At 65.8% G+C, this 19,395-nt stretch carries 17 protein-coding genes and 1 pseudogene; 12 read left to right on the top strand and 6 right to left on the bottom strand.

Annotated elements, in window-relative coordinates:
* Window positions 1–7 precede the first annotated feature (7 nt).
* On the bottom strand, window positions 8–1,525 hold the full coding sequence (gene dacB, locus PTE30175_RS10575) for a D-alanyl-D-alanine carboxypeptidase/D-alanyl-D-alanine endopeptidase (RefSeq protein WP_150697019.1): 1,518 nt from the start codon (window positions 1,523–1,525) through the stop codon (window positions 8–10).
* Between the two features lie 179 nt (window positions 1,526–1,704).
* On the opposite strand from dacB, the gene PTE30175_RS10570 reads away from it, so the two are divergent.
* The 4 genes and pseudogenes from PTE30175_RS10570 to PTE30175_RS10555 all read left to right on the top strand — a co-directional run bounded on the left by PTE30175_RS10570 (window position 1,705) and on the right by PTE30175_RS10555 (window position 5,902).
* Window positions 1,705–2,376 carry a response regulator gene (locus PTE30175_RS10570; protein ID WP_150697018.1) on the top strand — a complete coding sequence of 224 codons (672 nt, stop codon included), beginning with the start codon at window positions 1,705–1,707 and terminating at the stop codon, window positions 2,374–2,376.
* Window positions 2,376–3,714, top strand: a pseudogene (locus PTE30175_RS10565) (ATP-binding protein). Before PTE30175_RS10570 ends, PTE30175_RS10565 begins: the two are co-directional and overlap by 1 nt.
* A 164-nt stretch (window positions 3,715–3,878) precedes the next feature.
* Window positions 3,879–5,405: a DegQ family serine endoprotease gene (locus PTE30175_RS10560; RefSeq protein ID WP_150697017.1), complete on the top strand. Its 1,527-nt coding sequence runs from the start codon at window positions 3,879–3,881 to the stop codon at window positions 5,403–5,405.
* A gap of 56 nt (window positions 5,406–5,461) precedes the next feature.
* On the top strand, window positions 5,462–5,902 hold the full coding sequence (locus tag PTE30175_RS10555) for a carboxypeptidase regulatory-like domain-containing protein (RefSeq protein ID WP_150697016.1): 441 nt from the start codon (window positions 5,462–5,464) through the stop codon (window positions 5,900–5,902).
* 96 nt (window positions 5,903–5,998) lie between these two features.
* Here the strand turns inward: PTE30175_RS10555 and PTE30175_RS10550 are convergent, their stop codons facing one another.
* A complete protein-coding gene (locus PTE30175_RS10550) occupies window positions 5,999–7,006 on the bottom strand; it encodes an XdhC family protein (RefSeq protein WP_150697015.1) in 1,008 nt (335 codons plus the stop codon).
* A 269-nt stretch (window positions 7,007–7,275) separates the two neighbouring features.
* Between PTE30175_RS10550 and PTE30175_RS10545 the strand changes: the two genes are divergently transcribed.
* The 7 genes from PTE30175_RS10545 (at window position 7,276) to PTE30175_RS10515 (ending at window position 14,218) form a co-directional block, all read left to right on the top strand.
* Complete coding sequence (locus PTE30175_RS10545; protein WP_150697014.1) at window positions 7,276–7,761, top strand: (2Fe-2S)-binding protein; 486 nt, start codon at window positions 7,276–7,278, stop codon at window positions 7,759–7,761.
* Window positions 7,758–10,160: a xanthine dehydrogenase family protein molybdopterin-binding subunit gene (locus PTE30175_RS10540; protein ID WP_150697013.1), complete on the top strand. Its 2,403-nt coding sequence runs from the start codon at window positions 7,758–7,760 to the stop codon at window positions 10,158–10,160. Before PTE30175_RS10545 ends, PTE30175_RS10540 begins: the two co-directional genes overlap by 4 nt.
* Window positions 10,161–10,184: 24 nt before the next feature.
* Window positions 10,185–10,985, top strand: a complete 801-nt coding sequence (locus PTE30175_RS10535) for an FAD binding domain-containing protein (protein ID WP_150697012.1) — start codon at window positions 10,185–10,187, stop codon at window positions 10,983–10,985.
* Window positions 10,978–11,934 carry an AAA family ATPase gene (locus PTE30175_RS10530; RefSeq protein ID WP_150697011.1) on the top strand — a complete coding sequence of 319 codons (957 nt, stop codon included), beginning with the start codon at window positions 10,978–10,980 and terminating at the stop codon, window positions 11,932–11,934. Before PTE30175_RS10535 ends, PTE30175_RS10530 begins: the two co-directional genes overlap by 8 nt.
* Complete coding sequence (locus PTE30175_RS10525; protein WP_150697010.1) at window positions 11,931–13,109, top strand: vWA domain-containing protein; 1,179 nt, start codon at window positions 11,931–11,933, stop codon at window positions 13,107–13,109. The genes PTE30175_RS10530 and PTE30175_RS10525 overlap by 4 nt, the downstream gene beginning before the upstream one ends.
* A 112-nt stretch (window positions 13,110–13,221) precedes the next feature.
* Window positions 13,222–13,851 carry an SRPBCC family protein gene (locus PTE30175_RS10520; RefSeq protein WP_150697009.1) on the top strand — a complete coding sequence of 210 codons (630 nt, stop codon included), beginning with the start codon at window positions 13,222–13,224 and terminating at the stop codon, window positions 13,849–13,851.
* Entirely contained in the window at window positions 13,841–14,218 is a 378-nt protein-coding gene (locus PTE30175_RS10515; RefSeq protein WP_150697008.1) for a winged helix-turn-helix domain-containing protein, read from the top strand. The genes PTE30175_RS10520 and PTE30175_RS10515 overlap by 11 nt, the downstream gene beginning before the upstream one ends.
* A gap of 10 nt (window positions 14,219–14,228) precedes the next feature.
* Here the strand turns inward: PTE30175_RS10515 and modC are convergent, their stop codons facing one another.
* The 4 genes from modC to PTE30175_RS10495 all read right to left on the bottom strand — a co-directional run bounded on the left by modC (window position 14,229) and on the right by PTE30175_RS10495 (window position 17,718).
* Complete coding sequence (gene modC, locus PTE30175_RS10510; RefSeq protein WP_150697007.1) at window positions 14,229–15,359, bottom strand: molybdenum ABC transporter ATP-binding protein; 1,131 nt, start codon at window positions 15,357–15,359, stop codon at window positions 14,229–14,231.
* A complete protein-coding gene (gene modB / locus PTE30175_RS10505; protein ID WP_150697006.1) occupies window positions 15,349–16,050 on the bottom strand; it encodes a molybdate ABC transporter permease subunit in 702 nt (233 codons plus the stop codon). Before modB ends, modC begins: the two co-directional genes overlap by 11 nt.
* Window positions 16,051–16,058: 8 nt before the next feature.
* Entirely contained in the window at window positions 16,059–16,868 is an 810-nt protein-coding gene (gene modA, locus PTE30175_RS10500; protein WP_224788688.1) for a molybdate ABC transporter substrate-binding protein, read from the bottom strand.
* Window positions 16,869–17,043: 175 nt separating this feature from the next.
* Complete coding sequence (locus PTE30175_RS10495) at window positions 17,044–17,718, bottom strand: TetR family transcriptional regulator (protein ID WP_150697005.1); 675 nt, start codon at window positions 17,716–17,718, stop codon at window positions 17,044–17,046.
* A 411-nt stretch (window positions 17,719–18,129) separates the two neighbouring features.
* On the opposite strand from PTE30175_RS10495, the gene PTE30175_RS10490 reads away from it, so the two are divergent.
* The gene (locus PTE30175_RS10490) at window positions 18,130–19,392 is read left to right on the top strand and encodes an efflux RND transporter periplasmic adaptor subunit (RefSeq protein WP_150697004.1); all 1,263 of its coding nucleotides are present in this window, start codon (window positions 18,130–18,132) and stop codon (window positions 19,390–19,392) included.
* The last annotated feature ends 3 nt before the right edge of the window (window positions 19,393–19,395 follow it).

Below are 19,395 nucleotides of genomic sequence, written 5' to 3'. Positions count from 1 at the left end.
TCGAATCTCATGGGGCGGTGCGGTACACCCAATCGATCAGGGCGTCGTTGAACGGCCGCGAAGCCCCGGCCCGCGGATCGTTGACGAGCGAGACCACGACATAGGTACTGCCGGTGCGCGTGCCGACGTAACCGGCGACGGCGCGCACATCTTCGAGCGTACCGGTCTTGATGTGCGCATTGCCGGCGGCGTCGCTGTCCGCGAGCCGGTTTCGCATCGTGCCGTCGACACCGACCACCGGCATCGATTCCACAAACACTTGCGCCGTCGGCCCGTTCATGGCGTGCTGTAACAAACGTGCGAGGCTGGCGGCGCTGATGCGTTCGTCGCGCGAAAGTCCCGAACCGTTGTCGACGACGAGGCCGGGCATCGGCAGATCGTTCTCGTCGAGCCACTGCGCGAGGATGCGGCGTGACTTCGTGAGGCTGGCCGGCGCCTTGTCATCGCGCAGGCCGAGCGACAGGAACAACTGACGCGCCATCACGTTGTTGCTGAACTTGTTCATGTCATGCACAACCTCCGCAAGCGTCTGGCCGCGATGCGTGGCGATCAGGCGCGCGCCCGGCGATACGAGGCCGCTGCGCACATTGCCGGTGAGCTTGCCGCCCGAGGCCTGCCACAGGGCAAGGAAGCCGCCGAGGAAGAAGCGGTCGCGATCGGGGGCGGCCACCGCCCAGTCCTTTGCGTCGCACGCCAGCGCATAGGTTCCCGAGAAATGGGCGACCAGGGAACCGTCAGGCTGTTCGCGGATATCGGGATGGATCTTGCCCAACCAGTCGCCGCAGCCGCCCTGACTGGCGCTGAGGTCGTTGTCGATGGTCAGATGCGCAAGCGGGGGCAGGGCAGTGACGTCGACGGTGCCGTCGGCATTGCCGGAGAAATTGAAGCTCAGGGCCTTGAACGAATACAGCAATGCATCGGGCGGAACGTTGTACGGTCGGTCGTCGCCCCCGTCGATCGTGGGGGTCACGCCGATATCGGGATCATAGGCGCTGCGGTCGAGCACCAGGTCGCCCTGGATCTCGTCGATGCCGGCGCGATGGAGCTCCGCGACGAACTTTTCCATCTCTTCCGGTACCAGCTTCGGATCGCCCGTGCCCTTGATGTACAGGTTGCCATGCAAGACGCGCGCATCGATCTGGCCATCTGTATAGGCCATGGTGCGCCAGCGGTAATCGGGGCCGAGCAGGTCCAGCGCGGCGGCGCTCGTGACCAGCTTCATCGTCGAGGCGGGGTTGCGCGGCGCATCGGCGTTGAGCCAGACCAGCGGCTCGGGCCCTTGCCCGCGCGTGCGCAGCGGATTGTCGACCCGTGCGACGACCACGCTCACGTGACTCGCGGGCAGCTTGTTGACCGCGAGCAGCCGGTTCAGTTCGGCGGGCAGCCCGGTAGCCGCCGGCACACGCGCAGTTTGGGTGGCGTGCGCCTTGCGGGCGGAGCGGGCGTGACTCGGCGTGGCGAGAACCAGGGCGCTGCAAAGGACGGCGCACAGCGCGGTGGCGCAGAGGGATCGGGACGAACGCATGGGTGGCGTGAACCTCCTTGGGGTAACGGCAATCGAAACGTGAACCGATGCGGCCGCGCGCGGCACCGGGCAAACGCGTCATTGTAAAACCACTTGTCGCTACAATGCCTGAATCGCTGCGTCAGAAACATCGGACAACCGGCCGAATTGTCTTCGACGCAACCTTTTTTCCGACCGCCATGCGAATACTGCTAGTCGAAGATGATCAAATGATCGCTGCTGCCGTCGCCAAAGGGTTGCGCCAGGAGGGGTGGACCGTCGACTCCGTCGGCGACGGGCAGCGCGCGCTCGACGCGCTCGCCGTCGAAAGCTACGACGCCATGCTGCTCGATCTCGGGCTGCCGCGCCGCGACGGCATCGATGTACTGCGCTCGCTGCGCGCCGCCGGCCAGGCGCTGCCCGTCCTGATCGTCACGGCGCGCGATGCGATCTCGGATCGCGTCAAGGGGCTTGATGCGGGCGCCGACGACTATCTCGTCAAACCGTTCGACCTCGACGAACTCGCCGCGCGCCTGCGCGCGCTGGTGCGCAGGCAGGCCGGCCGCAGCGAACCGCTGGTCCGGCACGGCGCGCTCGTGCTCGATCCCGCGACGCGCCAAGTCACGCTCGACGGCGCGCCCGTCACCCTGTCCGCGCGTGAATATGCCGTGCTCGAAGCGTTATTGATCCGCCCCGGCGCGGTGCTCTCGAAAGCCCAGCTTGAAGAGAGGATCTACGGATGGGGCGAGGAGATCGCAAGCAACGCGGTCGAGGTGCATATCCACGGTCTGCGCAAGAAGCTGGGCGCGGACACCATCCGCACCGTGCGCGGCGTCGGCTACATGATGCCGGCGGCGGGGGAGGCCGATTGATGCGTTCGATCCGTCGCCGGCTGTTGGCCGGTCTGCTGTTGACGCTGCTCGTTGCGCTGGTGCTGGCCGGCGTCGCCATCTTCCGTCAGTCGCGCGCCGAGGCCAACGAACTGTTCGATTTTCAGTTGCAGCAGATGGCGCTGTCGTTGCCGGCCGAACCGTTTTCGAGCGTGCCCGGCGAACATGGCGACGACGCCGGCCTGATCATCCAGATCTGGAGCCGCAACGGCGTCGAACTGTATTATTCCCATCCGCGTGCCCCGTTGCCGCGCCGCGCCGAACTTGGCTTCACCACTGTGCAGACGCCGGCCGGCGATTGGCGCGTGTACGCCGCACTCGTCGGCGACAACGTCGTGCAGCTGGCCCAACCGATGGCGGTGCGCGACACGCTCGCCGTGTCGATGGCCGTGCGCACGTTGCTGCCGTTGGGCGTCGCGATGCCGATTCTTGCATTGCTGGTCTGGATCATCGTGGGACGCGGCCTGAGACCGCTGCGCCGCGTCACCCGTGCGCTCGACGCGCGCGCCGGGCGCGCTCGAGCCCTTGCCCGATGACGGTTTGCCGGATGAAGTACAGCCGCTCGTGCAGGCGCTCAACAGTCTTCTTGGACGGCTTGGGCATGCTTTGGCGCAGCAGAAGGCGTTCGTCGCCGACGCGGCGCATGAACTGCGCACGCCGCTTGCCGCCCTGCATCTTCAATTGCAACTGCTTGAACGCGCCGCCAGCGACGACGCGCGTCGGGACGCCATGCAGGATTTGCGCGCCGGGGTTCGCCGCGCCACACATCTTGTCCAGCAATTGCTGACGCTCGCGCGGCAGGACCCGGGCGAGACGCGTACGCTCGCCGATCTCGGCCTGTTGGACGTGTTGCGCGAAGTCGTGGCGCGTCACGCGCCCATGGCGGCGGCGCGCGGCATCGAACTGGGACTCGATGTCACAACGGATACCGGCCGTCATGCCCGTGTGCATGGTGATGCGCAGGCGCTGCAAACGCTGTTCGGCAATCTTGTCGACAACGCCTTGAAATACACGCCGCGCGGCGGGCGTGTCGACGTTCGCCTCGTGTCCGCGTGGCCGGCCGTCGTCGAGGTCGAAGACAATGGCCCCGGCATCGCCGCCGATGAACGCGAGCGCGTGTTCGACCGTTTCTATCGCCGCATCGACGACGCCGCCGGCCCGTCGAACATCGAAGGCAGCGGACTCGGGCTTGCGATCGTGCGCAACATCGCGGATGTGCATCACGCGCAGGTCACGCTCCACGATGCGCGCGAAGGACATGGCCTGCGTGTGCGGGTCGGCTTCGATGGTGCGCCGACGCACATTCCCCCTGCCTTGTAACGCCAACAGCGATCCGCCGTCGCGTTTGACCGGCATGGGGCCGGCGGCGATTGCCAACCCCTATCGCCGCCGCCCAGGCATTGATTTGCGCCGCTTAAGGTTACCTTAAGCCTGTCTCTCTACGATGACGTTCATGTCAACGTGTTCATCTCGAGGAGAGGCACATGCAAGTATCGAAGCTTACGCGTAGTCTGGTGGCCGCCGGGTTGGTGGTGGCCTTGTCGGCGGGCTATGTCGCGGGTCGCCAGCACTGGCACACGCCGCTGACGTCGCAGGTCGTCGCCAACGCGAATGCGGCGGTGCAGCAGTCCGCCGCAACGGCGCCGCGCATGCTCGTGCCGGACTTCTCGCAATTGGCGGAACAATACGGACCGGCTGTAGTCAACATTAGTGTCACCCACGACGGGACGACGGGCCAGGCGGGCCGTGGCGCGTCTGCATCGCCGTTCCCGCCGGGCATGAGCCAGAACGATCCCCTGTTCCAGTTCTTCAAGCGTTTCTACGGCGCGCCGGGCGGTGATGACGGCGGCGACGGTGTCGGCGGCGACAGCGGTCAGGGCAGCAATGGGCCCACGCGCAGTCTTGGCTCCGGGTTCATCGTGAGCCCCGACGGCTATGTGCTGACGAACGCGCACGTGGTCGATGACGCGAGCACCGTGACTGTCAAGCTGACCGACAAGCGCGAATACCGCGCGAAGGTGATCGGCAGCGACAAGGCGAGCGACGTCGCATTGCTGAAGATCGACGCGAGCGGATTGCCGACCGTAAAGATCGGCGATCCCGAGAAGTCGAAAGCCGGTGAGTGGGTGGTGGCGATCGGTTCACCGTACGGATTCGACAATACCGTGACGGCCGGCATCGTAAGCGCCAAGGCACGCACGCTGCCCGACGAGAACTACACGCGATTCATCCAGACGGATGTGCCGGTCAACCCGGGTAACTCGGGCGGTCCGCTGTTCAATCTGAACGGCGAGGTCATCGGCATCAATTCGATGATCTACTCGCGTACCGGGGGCTTCCAGGGGCTGTCGTTCGCCATTCCGATCGACATGGCGATGAAGGTGAAAACGCAGTTGCAGCAATACGGCAAAGTCAGCCGTGGCCGCATCGGCGTCGCGATTCAGGAAATGAATCAGTCGCTGGCGAAATCATTCGGATTGCCGAAGCCGACCGGCGCGCTGGTCAGTGCGATCGAACCCAACGGCCCGGCTGCAAAGTCGGACCTGAAGCCGGGCGACGTGATCCTGGCGGTCAACGGCGCGATGATCGACGATTCGGCGCAGTTGCCGTCGCGCATCGCAGATATGCGCCCTGGCGACAAAGCGGACCTGACGGTGTGGCGCAATGGTTCGTCGCAACACGTCAGCGTGACGGTGGGTGCGTTCAGCAGCAAGAACATTGCATCGAACGATAACACCGCCACGCATGGCCGCCTGGGCCTGGCGGTGCGCGAACTGGGGCCGCGCGAGAAGCGCGACGCGCAAGTCACGCACGGCCTTGTGGTCGAGCGGGCGGGTGGTCCGGCGGCGCAGGCCGGTGTCGAGGCGGGCGACATCATCCTCTCGATCAACGGCACGCCTGTCACGAGCGCCGCGCAGTTGAGCGACAAGCTCAAGAAGGCAGGCAACAACGTGGCGCTGCTCGTGCAGCGCGACGGCGAGCAGATATTCATTCCGGTCGATCTCGGCTAGGAGTCCGGATCGATTTTTCGATACACCATCGTCAATCATTGACAAGGAGGTCGAAGATGAAGCAATCCATGAAGCGTTGGTCGGTCGCAGCTGCCGCGACCCTTGCTCTGGCGGGCGGTGCCGCGCTCGCCCAGGCGCAATCGGAAGGGTTGCCGCCAGAAGTGCAGCAAGGGTCCGTCAGTTATCTGTCGGGCGGTGTCGCAGGCGATGAGTCCGCGGCAATCAAACAGGCCATGGGCCGCTATCCGCTATCGATCGAGTTGTACGCGAAGGGCGATGGCGCCAATGAATTCCTGGCTGACGTCCCTGTGCGTATCAGCACCGCACACGACAAGATGGTACTGGATGTGACCGCGAAGGGACCGTTCCTGCTCGTGAAGGTGCCGCCAGGCGCTTACACGGTGCGCGCGACGTACGAAGGCAAGGAAATGATCCGCAAGGTTAACGTCTCGGCGAAGGGGCACGCGCGTGCCGTGTTCCTTTGGAACCAGATGTAGGCGCCGACAATAAGCGGGAACAAACGGCAAACCAGTGCGCTCACAGGTAACACGTCCAAAGATGAGCGAGTTGCGCCGCCGAAAGGCGGCGTTTTTTTATACGGTGCAGCTTGACGCGTCGTCCGCCATGTTGGGGGCATCCGCCGAAAACGTCTGCCGCACGGCGATGCCGTTCTTGATGGCGGTCATCTCCGCAAGGATCGCCACCGCAATCTCCGCCGGCGTGCGTGCGCCGAGATGCAGGCCTACCGGGCCGTGCAGGCGGGAGATTTCCGCCGCACTCAAATCGAACAGCGAGAGGCGTTCGCGCCGTTTCGCGTTGTTGACGCGCGAGCCGATCGCGCCGATATAGAACGCCGGCGACTTCAACGCTTCGAGCAGCGCCATGTCGTCGAGCTTTGGATCGTGCGTGAGTGTGACGACCGCGCTATACGAATCCAGCTGCAGCCGGATGATCAGGTCGTCGGGCATCTCGCGCGTCAGTTCGGTGTTCGGAACGTTCCATTCGTCGGCATATTCCGCGCGGGGTTCGCATACGATCACGTGGTAGTCGAGTGCTGTCGCCATGCTCGCCACGTAGCGCGACAATTGCCCCGCGCCGATGACGACCAGCCGGTGACGCGGGCCGTGGGAGGTGATCAGCCGTTGGCCGTCGAATTCCAGCGACGGCGTGCGGTGGCCCGGCACGATGCGGACTTCGCCGGTCGCCATGTCGAGTTCGCGCACGACCAGACGGTATTGGCCGATCGCCGCGAGCAGTTCCGGCACGCGCGTGTGCGCACGCACCGGTTCGAGCACCAGTTGCAAGGTGCCGCCGCATGGCAGGCCAAAACGATGCGCCTCTTCTGCACTGACGCCGTAACTCGTTGTCTGCGGCAGATCCTGCGGCCATTCCCCCGAACGGATACGCTCGACCAGATCGTCTTCCACGCAGCCGCCCGAGACCGAGCCAACGAGCCGGCCGTCCTCGCGGATGGCCAGCGTCGAGCCGACCGGGCGCGGTGCCGAGCCCCACGTGCGCACGACCGTGCCAAGCGTCACGAAATAGCCGGATTCGCTCCATTGGGCTGCAGCTTTCAGCACTTCGAGATCGACGCTGTCCATGTCCCGGGTCTCCCGGCGGTCAGACCAGACCGCACGTTTTGTCCATGCGACGAGTATAGCCAGTTTCCACCTGCGCTGTATCCGGCTAAATAGAACGCCCCTTCGGACGGGCGTGGGCGGCCCGGCGGGGAAATGCCCCTTGTCAGGCGGGGGCGAACGCAGAACAATGAAACTTGCGCCCGCGCCGGCAACGTCCGGCGGTTGCAGGCTGTCGTCCTTCGTTGTTGTCTTGTGCTTTCGCTCAGAACAATCGTTTCAGGAGACGCCCCATGTCAGTCCACGTGTCACTGACGGTCAACGGCGCGCCCGTGGCCGCCGACCTTCCCGCCGAAACGCTTCTCGTCGATTTTCTCCGCAACCAGCTTCGCCTGACCGGTACGCACGTCGGCTGCGATACGTCGCAATGCGGTGCTTGCACCGTGCTGCTGGACGGACGCGCCGTCAAGGCGTGCTCGTTGCTGGCCGTGCAGGCGCAGGACGCGACGGTCGTGACCATCGAAGGACTTGCGAGCGACGGGGCGTTGCATCCGATGCAGGCGGCGTTTCGCGAGCATCACGGGCTGCAGTGCGGCTTTTGCACCCCGGGCATGGTGATGAGCGCGTGCGCCATCGATACCACCGGCGGTGTACCCGATGAAGCGGCGATCCGCCGCGCGCTCGACGGCAATTTCTGCCGTTGCACCGGGTATCACAACATCGTGCGCGCCGTGCAGTCCGGGCTCGCCGCGATGCAGGCGAAAGGAGGCCGCTCATGAGCGCCGTACCTGTTGATACCCGCGACGCGTCCGCCGGCATCGGCGCGTCGGTGCGCCGAAAGGAAGACTACCGCTTCCTGACCGGCGCCGGACAATATACCGACGACGTCCAGCTCGCCGGTCAGACTTACGCCGTGTTCGTGCGTTCGCCGCATGCGCACGCCCGCATCGGCGGCTACCGGCTCGATGCCGCCCGCGCAGTGCCCGGCGTGGTGGGCATTTTCACGGGGGACGACATCAAGGCGGCCGGCATCGGCGGTCTGCCGTGCGGCTGGCTGATTACCGGCGCCGACGGGCAGCCCATGAAGGAGCCGCCGCACCCGATTCTCGCGATCGACACCGTAAGGTATGTCGGCGATCACGTCGCGATGGTCGTGGCGGAAACGCTGTCGGCCGCGCGCGAGGCGGCGGAGCGCGTCGAAGTTGATTACACGCCGCTCGACGCGGTCGTATCCCCCGAGCAGGCGGTGGCGGCGGGCGCGCCGTCCGTTCACGATATCGCGCCCGACAACCGCTGCTATGTGTGGACGCTGGGCGATCGCGCGGCGACCGACGCCGGGTTCGCGAAGGCTGCACACGTCACGACGCTGACGTTCGTCAATAATCGGCTGATTCCGAACGCGATCGAGCCGCGCGCCGCTGTTGCGGCGTACAGCCGCGCCGACGAGAGCTACACACTGTACGTCGCGAATCAGAACCCCCACGTCGAACGTTTGCTCATGGCCGCGTTCGTGCTCGGCATTCCCGAGCACAAGCTGCGCGTCATCGCGCCCGACGTTGGCGGCGGCTTCGGTTCGAAGATCTTTCTCTACGCCGAGGAAACGGCGTTGGTGTGGGCGAGCAAGCAACTGAATCGTCCGATCAAATGGACCGCCGAGCGCGCCGAAGCGTTTCTGTCGGATGCGCACGGACGCGATCACGCGACCACCGCCGAACTCGCGCTGGACGCGGATGGCAAGTTCCTCGCAATGCGCGTGCATACGAAAGCCAATCTCGGCGCGTATCTGTCGACGTTCTCGTCGTGCGTGCCGACGATCCTCTACGCCACGCTGCTTGCCGGGCAATACGCCACGCCGGCGATTTTCTGCGAAGTCACGGGCGTGTTCACGCACACCTCGCCGGTCGATGCATACCGCGGCGCGGGCCGGCCCGAGGCGACCTATGTCGTCGAGCGGCTGGTGGAGACGGCCGCGCGTGAGACCGGCATCGATCCGGCCGAGTTGCGGCGGCGCAATTTCATCAAGACATTCCCCTACCAGACACCCGTTGCGTTGTGCTATGACACCGGCGACTACACCGCCAGTCTTGACCGTGCGCTGCAGTTGGCCGACGTGGCCGGTTTCCCGGCGCGCCGCGAGGCGGCGAAGCAGCGCGGCATGCTGCGCGGATTGGGCTTCTCCTGCTACATCGAGGCGTGCGGTCTCGCGCCGTCGAACATCGCGGGCCAGTTGGGCGCGCGCGCGGGGTTGTTCGAAGCCGGCGAAGTGCGCGTGCATCCGACCGGCAAGGTGACGGTATTCACCGGCTCGCACAGCCACGGCCAGGGGCACGAAACCACGTTTTCGCAGATCGTCGCGGACCGGCTCGGCATCGGCATCGATGACGTCGACGTCGTGCACGGCGATACCGGCCGTGTGCCGTTCGGGATGGGGACGTATGGATCGCGTTCGTTGGCTGTTGGCGGCACGGCGCTGATGAAGGCGCTCGACAAGGTCGTCGCCAAGAGCCGCAAGATCGCCGCGCACATGCTCGAGGCGGCGGAAGACGATATCGAGTTCGACGCCGGCAAGTTTACGGTGGCCGGCACCGACCGCAGCCTGCCGTTCGCGCAGATTGCATTGTCCGCCTACGTGCCGCACAACTATCCGCTCGAGACGCTGGAGCCCGGACTCGACGAGACGGCGTTCTACGACCCGACGAACTTTACGTTTCCTGCCGGCAGCCATATTTGCGAGGTCGAGGTCGATCCGCAGACGGGACAAACGGAGATCGTGGCGATGACCGCTGTCGACGACTTCGGCAACATCGTCAATCCGATGATCGTCGAGGGCCAGGTGCATGGCGGGCTCGCCCAAGGGATCGGGCAGGCGTTGCTCGAAGGGTGTGTGTACGATCCGGAAAGCGGTCAGTTGGTGACGGGGTCGTATATGGACTACGCGATGCCGCGCGCCGACGACCTGCCTGACTTTCAGGTCGCGACGACCTGCACGCCGTGCACGCACAATCCGCTGGGGGTGAAGGGGTGCGGCGAAGCGGGCGCGATCGGATCGCCCGCGGCGGTGATCAATGCCATCACGGATGCGATCGGCGTGTTGCATCTGGAAATGCCGGCGACCGCCGAACGCGTATGGCAGGCGTTGCAGCAACGTCAGCAGACATCCGCGCCTGCGGGCGCCTGATACGACATCGACAGGAGCGTTGCCATGAAGACGTTCGACTATCACCGACCCGCCGATGTCGCGCAAGCCGTGCAAGGACTTGCCGCTCACCCGGACGCGAAGCTCATCGCCGGTGGTCAGAGCCTGTTGCCGGCCATGAAACTCGGACTCGCCGCGCCGTCGGATGTGATCGATCTCGGCGGCATCGCGTCGTTGCGCGGCATTCGCCGTGACGGCGACCGCCTTGTGATCGGCGCGATGACCTCGCATGCGGAAGTCGCAGCATCGGCCGAAGTCCGGCAGGCGATTCCCGCGCTCGCCGCCTTGGCCGAAGGTATTGGCGACCGGCAGGTGCGCAATCGCGGCACGCTGGGCGGGTCGCTGGCCAACGACGATCCGGCCGCGTGTTATCCGGCCGCCGTGCTGGGCCTTGGCGCGACCGTGCGAACCGATCGCCGGGAAATCGCCGCCGACGACTTTTTCCTCGGCATGTTCGAGACGGCGTTGCAGCCCGGCGAGATCATCACGGCGGTGGCGTTCCCCGTGGTGCAGCGTGCGGCTTATGTCAAATTCCGCCAGCCCGCGTCGCGCTTTGCGCTGGTGGGCGTGTTCGTCGCGCAGGGGGCGGCGGGCGTGCACGTGGCGGTGACGGGCGCCGCGCCCAGCGTGTTCCGCTTCACGGCTGCCGAGCAGGCGTTGACCGCAAAATTCACGCCGGAGGCCGTTGACGGGCTGTCCGTCAGTCCGGCCGACATGTCGGGCGATATGCATGGCAGCGCCGAGTACCGTGCGCATCTCGTGCAGGTGATGACGCGCCGTGCCGTGGAGGCCGCATTGCATGCCTGACGGAAACCCGCACCCGGCGTCCGTCGATGCGGTGTTGGCGGCACTCGCCGACGCCGATTACCTTGCCACGCGACAATTGGCGACAACTGTCTTTCTGGGCTTGCGCATGGGACGCCCGCTGTTTCTCGAAGGCGAGGCGGGCGTCGGCAAGACGGAGGTGGCGCGTGCGTTGGCGGCGATGCTGGATCGCGATCTGATTCGCCTGCAATGCTTCGAGGGGCTCGATATTGCATCGGCCGCCTACGAATGGGACTACGCGCGCCAAGTGCTCGAGATCCGGCTTTCCGAGGCGGCGCATGCCGCCGGAGGCGGGCCCGGCGCCGCCCTTGATACGCAGCAGCTTGCCGGACGGCTGTACGGCGACGCATTCCTGCTGAAGCGGCCGTTGGCGCAAGCGCTGATGCCGAATCCGCGCGGCGCGCCGGTATTGCTCATCGACGAGCTCGATCGTGCGGACGAACCGTTCGACGCGTTTCTGCTCGAAGTGCTCTCCGAATTCCAGTTGAGCATTCCGGAGTTCGGCACGTTACGCGCCGCCACGCCGCCCGTGGTCGTCATCACGTCGAATCGCACGCGCGAGATTCACGATGCGATCAAGCGGCGCTGTCTCTACCACTGGGTCGACTACCCCGACGCGCGCCGCGAATGGGCGATCCTGCGCCGCAAGGTGCCCGACGCACCCGAAGCACTGACGGAGCAGGTGGTCGCATTCGTGCAGCGTTTGCGCGAAGGCGATCTCTACAAGGCGCCGGGCGTGGCGGAAACGCTCGACTGGACACGCGCGCTGATGACGCTCGACTGCGTTTCGCTCGATGCCGACATGATCGATGCGACGCTCGGCGCATTGCTCAAGTATCAGGACGATCTCGCCCGGGTGCAGGGCGACGCGGCGCTTGCGTTGCTGCGCGACATTCAGGCCGGCCTGGGCGGCGGGAATACCACGCCATGACGGATGGAACGTTTGAGGGCGACGGCCGGCTCGCCGAGAACGTGATGCACTTTGCGCGGGTGCTGAGGATCGCCGGCCTGCCGATCGGTCCCGCCCATGCCGCCGACGCGTTGATGGCGGTGAGCCTTGTCGGCGTGGCGCGCCGCGACGACTGGCATGCCGCGCTGGCGAGCGTGCTCGTCACCCGGCGCGACCAGCAAGCGATCTTCGATCAGGCGTTTGCCGTGTTCTGGCGCGATCCGGATCTGCTGGCTCGCGCAGCACGGTTGCCATTACCGAAAATCGCCGGGCGCCTGGCCGGCGATCTGCCGGTCAGCCCGCGCGTGAGCCACGCGCTTGCGCCGCGCGCCTCGCAACCCGATGCCGCCAGGACGCCGTCGCCGCGCCGCACCGAGTTCGAGGCGATGGCGACGTTTTCCGAGCGCGAACGGCTCATGACGCGTGACTTCGAGCAGATGACGCCGCAGGAGTGGGCCGAAGCGCGCCGATGGATTGCCCGCTTCGCGATGCCGTTTCGCGAGATCGTGACGCGGCGCTGGCAAGCGGGCGGCCGGGGCCGTATCGACCTGCGCGCTGCACTGCGCGAACGTTTGCGCCAAGGTGGCGAATTGCAGCGGCTGCCGCACCGGCAGCGGGTCCGCAGGCCGCCGCCGATCGTGGCGCTGTGCGACATCTCGGGGTCGATGCACCGTTACACGCGCGTGCTGCTTCATTTCCTGCATGCGCTTGGGCGGCGCGAATCGCTGAGCGTATTTCTCTTTGGAACACGCCTGACCGATGTCACGCGCTGCCTGCGCGCGCGCGACGTGGACGACGCCATGCGCGCCGTGGCGCGCGCGGTGCCCGATTGGTCGGGCGGCACGCGCATCGGCCCCTGCCTCCAGACCTTCCACCGCCAATGGGCGCGGCGCTTGTTGGCGCGGCGTGCGGCCGTCCTGCTTGTGACGGACGGCCTCGATCGCGGCGACCCTGCCGTGCTGGGCGAAGCGATGGCGCGCCTGCGCCTTTGCAGCCGGCAGATTCTCTGGCTCAACCCCCTGTTGCGCTACGCCGGCTTTGCGCCGAAGGCCGGCGGCGTGCGGGCGATGTTGCCGTGGGTCGATCGCCATCTGCCCGTGCACGATCTCGCATCGCTGGCGCAATTGTCACAGGCGTTGGGCCGGCATGCATGCTGACCATCGGACAAGGCCGCAATATTGCGCTGCGGCTGTTGCCGGGTGCTGGCGCGTGTCACAATGCCGATGACGCGATGGCGATGCATCGCCTGAATAAACGGGAGTCCAGACGATGGAACTGCAAAACAGCCGGGTGCTGCCAGTCGCGCAGGACGTGGTGTGGGTTGCGCTCAACGACCCGGGCGTACTGCAGCAATGCATTCCGGGCTGCGAATCGCTCGACCGTGTCGACGCGCATACATTTACGGTCGCCATGACGGCGTCGGTGGGGCCGGTGAAGGCGCGCTTTACCGGCAAGCTGACGCTGAGCGACGTGATTCCCCCCAAGTCGTACACACTTCATTTCGATGGACAGGGCGGCGCGGCCGGCTTCGGCAAGGGGCAGGCGGCTGTCACGCTGCACAAGCAGGGCGTGAGCGAGACCGTGCTCGCGTACGAAGCGAATGCGCAGGTTGGCGGCAAGCTTGCGCAGGTCGGCTCCCGGCTGATCGACGGTGCGGCGCGCAAGCTTGCCGATGATTTTTTCACGCGGTTCGCCGCCATTGTCGCCCCGGGGGCGCTGGCGGCGGGGGAGGGGGTGCCGAGCGATCGCGACGCCACGACAGGCCGTGGCGCAGAGGCGGGCAGCGTAGCGTCCACCGGCTTGCCGCTACCGCGGAAATGGCAGCACCGTTGGTGGGTTTGGGCGCTGATGGCGATCCTGGCGATCGCGGCCATCGTGATCGGCAACCATGTCCGTTGAGCGCGCACCCGGCGCACCGGTCGGCTACGACTTGCGCATTCGTATTCGCGATGGCGAGACGCCGGTGTTCGGCCCGGGCAAGCTGGCGCTGCTGCGCGAGATCGAACGGACCGGATCGATTTCCGCCGCTGCCCGCGAACTCGGCATGTCGTATCGGCGCGCATGGTTGCTCGTCGATGCCATGAATCATGCGTTCCGTGAGCCGCTGGTCGCGCGCCATATCGGCGGGGCGGCCGGGGGCGGCGCTGCCTTGACGCCGTTGGGGCAATCCATGGCTTCGCAATACGAGGCGTTGATCTCGGAGATGCACGAGTGGCTGGACGACCGCATCGAAACGTTCGCCAACGTGATCAAGTCATCTGCGTGAGGGGGCATCGTCAGCGGGTGAGCGCGACAGATTTGATGAGCAGAAAGACGTCGGTGCCAGGCGTCAGACGCAATTGATCGGCTGAGTAGCGCGTGATGCGTGCGACCAGCGTCGTAGGGTGATCGATGCCGGCGGCATCTGCCCTGTTGACGGCGCCGTCATTGTCTCTCGCAGAGACGCACGCGCGCACTTCGACGGCATCTCCCAGCAGGCGCAGGGCTTCGACGCGCGCCGGCAATACATTGAGCACGCTCGACGCCGCTGGCAGTTCGGTCGCCACGGCGATATCACGGGCACGCACGAGGATGCGGCAAGGGTCGCCGGTTGCCCCCGCCACGCGGGGCACGCGCAGACGTCCGCCGGAGAAGCGGAGTTCCGTGAGGCCGTAGCCGGCGTCGTGCCCGACCACCGTCGTCTCGAGTAGCGTGCCGGGCTCATCGCCCAAGCCGTCCAGTGCTTCCCGATGCAGATTGAGCACGTCCGCCGGCGCCCCTTGCGAGACGGTGCGCCCATCCTGGAACAGCACCACCTGATCGGCCAGCCGCATGACTTCGTCGAGCGCATGCGTGACATACAGCACCGGCAGCCGCAATTCGTGACGGATGCGATCCAGGTATTCGAGCACTTCGTGCCGTCGGGCCTGATCGAGCGAGGCGAGGGGCTCGTCCATCAGCAGCAGTCTCGGACAGGCGAGCAGGGCGCGCCCGATGCCCACACGCTGTTTCTCGCCGCCCGACAACGCGCCAGGGTGGCGCCCCAGCAGATGAGAGAGATTGAGGACGTCAACCACGTGGTCGAACGGCACCGCGGCGGCGCCGGCCTCGCGGCGCCGGAACCAGCGGCCGAACAGCAGGTTGTGCTCGACGCTCAGGTGCGGCAACAGCCGGGCATCCTGGAAGACGTAGCCGACGCGGCGCCGGTGCGGCGCGAGCGCGATACCCCCGGCACTGTCGAACAGCACTTCGCCGTCGACGGCAATGCGCCCGGCGTCGGGCCGGAACAACCCGGCCACTGCGTTGATGACGGAGCTCTTGCCGCTGCCCGACGGGCCGAACAGTGCGGTCACGCCCATGCCGGCGGCAAAATTGGCGTCGAGAGAGAACGCCCCGAAGCGATGTTGCAGGCTGACTTCAACCGTCATGACCGAGCGCCTTGCGGTGGCCGAAGCGGATCAGCATTTCGGACAGGATCAGAGTGGCCAATGCGAGCACCGTTGAGATGGCGCACAGGCGCCAGACCATCGCGTCGCCCTCCGGCACTTGCGTGACGGTATAGATGGCGAGCGGGAGCGTTTGCGTCTGGCCCGGGATATTGGAGACGAACGTGATCGTCGCGCCGAATTCGCCGAGCGCGCGTGCAAAGGCGAGCACAAAGCCGTGCAGCACGCCGGTCATCGAAAGCGGCAAGGTTACCGTCAGAAAAGTGGCGAGTGGACTCGCGCCGAGGGTCTGCGCGGCCTGCTCCAGCTTCGGGTCGGCCGATTCGAGCGCCTGCCGGATGGCGCGCACCAGCAGCGGAAACCCCATCACGCCCGCCGCCAGCGCGGCACCGGTCCAGCGGAACGCGAACGTGAAACCGAACCACTCGCGCAGCAGTTTGCCGATCACGCCCTGTCCGCCGAACAACACGAGCAGCGCGAAGCCGACCACGACGGGCGGGAGCACGAGCGGGAGGTGGAGCAGGGCGTCGAGCATAGCCTTGCCGGGAAAACTGCGGCGCGCGAGCAGCCACGCCGCCGCATAGGCGATCGGCAGGCTGCACAGTGTGCCCCACAGTCCTACGCGCAGGCTCAGCATGACGATGCCCCACTCGTCGGGGGTCAAGCCATTCATGGAGGGCGTTATGGCCGGGCAAAGCCGTAGCGCTGGAACACGGCCATCGCGGCAGGCGTTTGCAGGAATTTATAGAACGGTTCGGCGACGGCGCGGTCCGCCTGCTTCGTGACCGCAAGCGGATAGACGATCGGGGCGTGGCTGTCGGCCGGGAAGGTGCCGGCAATACGCACGCGCTTCTCGGCGTTGGCGTCGGTCTTGTACACGATGCCGTAGGGCGCTTCGCCGCGCGCCACGAGCAGCAGTGCGTTGCGCACATTGTCGGCCGCGGCCACCTTGCCCTGCACTTGTGACCAGGCGCCGAGTTTCTCGAGCGCGGCCTTGCCATAAAGACCGGCCGGCACGTGCGCCGGATCGCCCATCGCGAGCCTGCCGTCGCCGAGCAGGTCGTTCAACGCCACACCGGGCTTCAGGTCGACATTGCCGCGCGTGGTGGCAGGCGCGATCAGCACCAGCGCGTTGCCAAGCAGGTTGCGGCGCGAGGCAACGTCGATCAGGTCATGCTTCTGCGCGTAGTCCATCCAGTCCAGGTCGGCCGAGATGAAGACGTCGGCCGGCGCGCCTTTCTCGATCTGGCGGGCGAGCGTCGAGCTTGCGCCATACACCAGCACCGGCTTCTTGCCAGTTTCCTTCGTGTATGTTGCGGACAAGTCGTCGAGGGCGTCTTTCAAGCTGGCGGCGGCGTAAACCTGCTGCGCGCCAGCATGCCCGGCGAAGGCGAGGCCGGCACCGAATGCGGCAATGGACGCGGTGTGGCGCAGAATTCGGGAAATATCCAGGCAGGCGTTACGACAGAAAGCACGGACGACGGTGGTCACGGAAAGGTCTCCAGCGTGTGTAGTGGCTTGCGTTATGTTGTCCCGATGGGCGCGTCGATGCCGCGGCTCACCGGGGGATTCGTTGTATAGGATTATATATAACGCGTTCGCGCTGTGGAGATATATGGCGTATCACGCCGGCGTCATGGGGGCGCTGAAGCGACGTCCGGCCGAATTATTCGGCGACGGCGCGCAGATCTTCCGGGACGGCGACGGCCTGGCGGCGCATGGCGCGGCTGTGGCGCAGCATGTCGAAGAAACCGTCGATGATCGGGCCGCATTCCTGGGCCAGGTCGTAACTGTCCTGCATGAAAAGCCAGTCGCTCATCAGGCCGACGACCATGGCGTGCAGGGCGATGGCCGCGCGCGCCGTATCCAGATCGGCCGGCAGCTGCCCGCAGTCGATCGCCAGTTGAATGTCGCGCGCGATGCGCCGTCTGCCGTCGGCGCAGGCCTCATGCTGACGCTCCATCACGGAGCGCATTTCGTCCGTGTACTCGCATTTGTGAAAAAGGATGTCGAGCACGCGGCGGCGGCGTTCGTTGCGAACGGTCTCCAGCAGCACCAATTTGCAGATCTCGTGCATCCGGGTCATCGGATCGCCGTCTTCCGCTTCGTGACACTGGTCGATCATCCGCTCCATGGGCAGACGAATCCGGTCCGTCATCGCATTGAACAGGTCGATCTTGTTCTTGAAGTGCCAGTAGATGGCGCCGCGCGTCACGCCGGCAGCCTCTGCGATATCGGCCAGCGAGGTACGCGAAACCCCTTTCGCCGCGAACACCGCCTCGGCGGTGTCGAGCAGAAGATTGCGCGTCTCGATTGCTTCCTCTTTTGTTTTGCGGGCCATCGTCTTTTCAAGGGAACGGCAGTGATGCGAAAACTGTCTGTAACCGCGTGTAACGCTTTGTGCGTTGCAATGCGATTTACATACATTCACGAATGTATCTATAATATCATCCGCTTGCGCTCATGCACAGGGTTCCTTAAGCTGACTTGTCCTAGGGTTACACCTGAGCCGAACACGGGTCGATGTCCTGCGCTCCGTGTTCCGGCGCCAGTTCGACGATTCTCGCGCACGAACGCAACGAGGGCGCCGGCAACTGCCGGTTGCGAGCCCTGTCTCTCCAGCGTTTGGCCTGCCCTTGCGCCCATGCGGCGCACCTGCGGAGACCTCGAGCCGGGGACCCATGCCGTTCGCAACCATCGCATCGCGTATTGTTTTCATTGTTTGACCGCATTCCATTTATCGGGGGCGTATATGCACGTCAAGAGAAGTTCGTTGGGGATGGTCACTGTCGTCGCATTGGCGGCAATGACGTTGGCCGCATGCGGCAAGAAGCCGCAGGGCGCGCCACAGGGGATGGTGCCGGAAGTCGGCGTCGTGACCCTGCAGACCCAGAACGTGGCACTGACGACCGACCTGCCGGGCCGAACCTCGCCCTATCGTGTGGCGGACGTGCGTGCGCGCGTCAACGGCATCGTGCTCAAGCGCGATTTCACTGAAGGCGGGGACGTCAAGTCGGGGCAGCGTCTCTACAAGATCGATCCGGCGACGTATCAAGCCGCTTTCGAAAGCGCCAAGGCGACCTTGGCCAAGGCCGAGGCGAGCGCCGCATCGACGCGTCTGCTGGCGCAGCGCTACAAGCAGCTCGTGGCTGTCGAGGCCGTGTCCAAGCAGGAATACGACAATGCCGTGGCCGCCAACCTGCAGGCCGAGGCGGACGTCGCGGCAGGCAAGTCCGCCGTCGAGACGGCACGCATCAACCTGAGCTACACCGACGTGCCGGCGCCGATTTCCGGGCGCACGGGCCTGTCGCAAGTGACGGAAGGCGCTTACGTGCAGGCGGGCACCGCGACGTTGATGACGACCGTGCAGCAGATCGATCCGATCTACGTGGACGTAACGCAATCGACCAACGACGTGCTGCGCCTGCGCCGCGAACTGGCCGAAGGCAAGCTGACCAATGCCGGCCCGAATGCGGCGAAGGTGATGCTCACGCTCGACGACGGCACCAAGTACCCGCTCGAAGGCAAGTTGCAGTTCTCGGACATCACCGTCGACCAGACCACCGGTTCCATCACGGTGCGGGCGATTTTCCCGAATCCGAAGCGTGAGTTGCTCCCGGGCATGTTCGTTCACGCCAGCTTGCAGGAAGGCGTGACGGAGAATGCCTTGCTGGTGCCGCAACAAGGCGTCACGCGCGACCAGAAGGGACAGGCCGTTGCGATGGTCATCAATGCCGAAGGCAAGGTCGAGCCGCGCAAGCTGGTGGCCGATCGCGCGATCGGCGACAAGTGGCTCGTGACCTCGGGGCTTGCCGCCGGCGACAAGGTGATTGTCGAAGGTCTGCAGAAAGTGCGCCCGGGCGCGCCGGCCAAGCCGGTCGAAGCGAAGTTGCCGAACGCTCCGGCGTTGGCAGGACAGGCGCCGGCAGCGGCATCCGGCGCAGGTGCAGTCTCTGGCGCGGCTGCCGCGCCGGCGGCTGCGTCGGCCCCTGTCTCCACCGCCAAAGCGCAATAACGC

Source organism: Pandoraea terrae, from assembly GCF_902459695.1.
In the GTDB taxonomy this organism is placed as follows: Bacteria; Pseudomonadota; Gammaproteobacteria; order Burkholderiales; family Burkholderiaceae; genus Pandoraea; species Pandoraea terrae.
Note: the sequence above shows the minus strand (reverse complement) of the source record. Positions and strands in the feature narration are given on the sequence as shown.

Bases quoted from the DNA above. Each gene is read 5' to 3' on its own strand.
- dacB (WP_150697019.1), bottom strand. From the start codon at position 1,525: ATGCGTTCGTCCCGATCCCTCTGCGCCACCGCGCTGTGCGCCGTCCTT.
- PTE30175_RS10570 (WP_150697018.1), top strand. From the start codon at position 1,705: ATGCGAATACTGCTAGTCGAAGATGATCAAATGATCGCTGCTGCCGTC.
- PTE30175_RS10560 (WP_150697017.1), top strand. From the start codon at position 3,879: ATGCAAGTATCGAAGCTTACGCGTAGTCTGGTGGCCGCCGGGTTGGTG.
- PTE30175_RS10555 (WP_150697016.1), top strand. From the start codon at position 5,462: ATGAAGCAATCCATGAAGCGTTGGTCGGTCGCAGCTGCCGCGACCCTT.
- PTE30175_RS10550 (WP_150697015.1), bottom strand. From the start codon at position 7,006: ATGGACAGCGTCGATCTCGAAGTGCTGAAAGCTGCAGCCCAATGGAGC.
- PTE30175_RS10545 (WP_150697014.1), top strand. From the start codon at position 7,276: ATGTCAGTCCACGTGTCACTGACGGTCAACGGCGCGCCCGTGGCCGCC.
- PTE30175_RS10540 (WP_150697013.1), top strand. From the start codon at position 7,758: ATGAGCGCCGTACCTGTTGATACCCGCGACGCGTCCGCCGGCATCGGC.
- PTE30175_RS10535 (WP_150697012.1), top strand. From the start codon at position 10,185: ATGAAGACGTTCGACTATCACCGACCCGCCGATGTCGCGCAAGCCGTG.
- PTE30175_RS10530 (WP_150697011.1), top strand. From the start codon at position 10,978: ATGCCTGACGGAAACCCGCACCCGGCGTCCGTCGATGCGGTGTTGGCG.
- PTE30175_RS10525 (WP_150697010.1), top strand. From the start codon at position 11,931: ATGACGGATGGAACGTTTGAGGGCGACGGCCGGCTCGCCGAGAACGTG.
- PTE30175_RS10520 (WP_150697009.1), top strand. From the start codon at position 13,222: ATGGAACTGCAAAACAGCCGGGTGCTGCCAGTCGCGCAGGACGTGGTG.
- PTE30175_RS10515 (WP_150697008.1), top strand. From the start codon at position 13,841: ATGTCCGTTGAGCGCGCACCCGGCGCACCGGTCGGCTACGACTTGCGC.
- modC (WP_150697007.1), bottom strand. From the start codon at position 15,359: ATGACGGTTGAAGTCAGCCTGCAACATCGCTTCGGGGCGTTCTCTCTC.
- modB (WP_150697006.1), bottom strand. From the start codon at position 16,050: ATGAATGGCTTGACCCCCGACGAGTGGGGCATCGTCATGCTGAGCCTG.
- PTE30175_RS10495 (WP_150697005.1), bottom strand. From the start codon at position 17,718: ATGGCCCGCAAAACAAAAGAGGAAGCAATCGAGACGCGCAATCTTCTG.
- PTE30175_RS10490 (WP_150697004.1), top strand. From the start codon at position 18,130: ATGCACGTCAAGAGAAGTTCGTTGGGGATGGTCACTGTCGTCGCATTG.